Genomic DNA, 254 nt, shown 5'->3' on the forward strand with positions numbered 1-254 from the left:
GCTACGGCTACGACAGCGCAGGGCGCCTGAGAGCGGCCACCGACAGCCAGGACCCCCAGACCACGACCCGCTGGCAGATCGACCCTGCGGGCAACCGCCTGCCAGCACCCAGCGCTCCGGGCCAGACGAACACCCAGGACAACTGGGCTGCCCAGGTCCACGCGCACTGGCGGCACACCGACTTCAACCTCATGGGTCTGGGTCACCTTGCAGGCCAGCGGCAAGGCCCCGTGCAGCGCTGGGAAGACAACCGC

1 protein-coding gene is annotated in these 254 nt (G+C 70.1%); it reads left to right on the plus strand.

What is annotated here, in order from left to right; genetic code table 11:
* Positions 1 to 254: hypothetical protein (locus IAE24_RS30070; RefSeq protein WP_199962551.1), on the plus strand; the 254-nt coding region annotated here is incomplete at both ends.

The sequence above is a fragment of the Delftia sp. S65 genome, assembly GCF_016516495.1.
Classification (GTDB): Bacteria; Pseudomonadota; Gammaproteobacteria; order Burkholderiales; family Burkholderiaceae_C; genus Comamonas; species Comamonas acidovorans.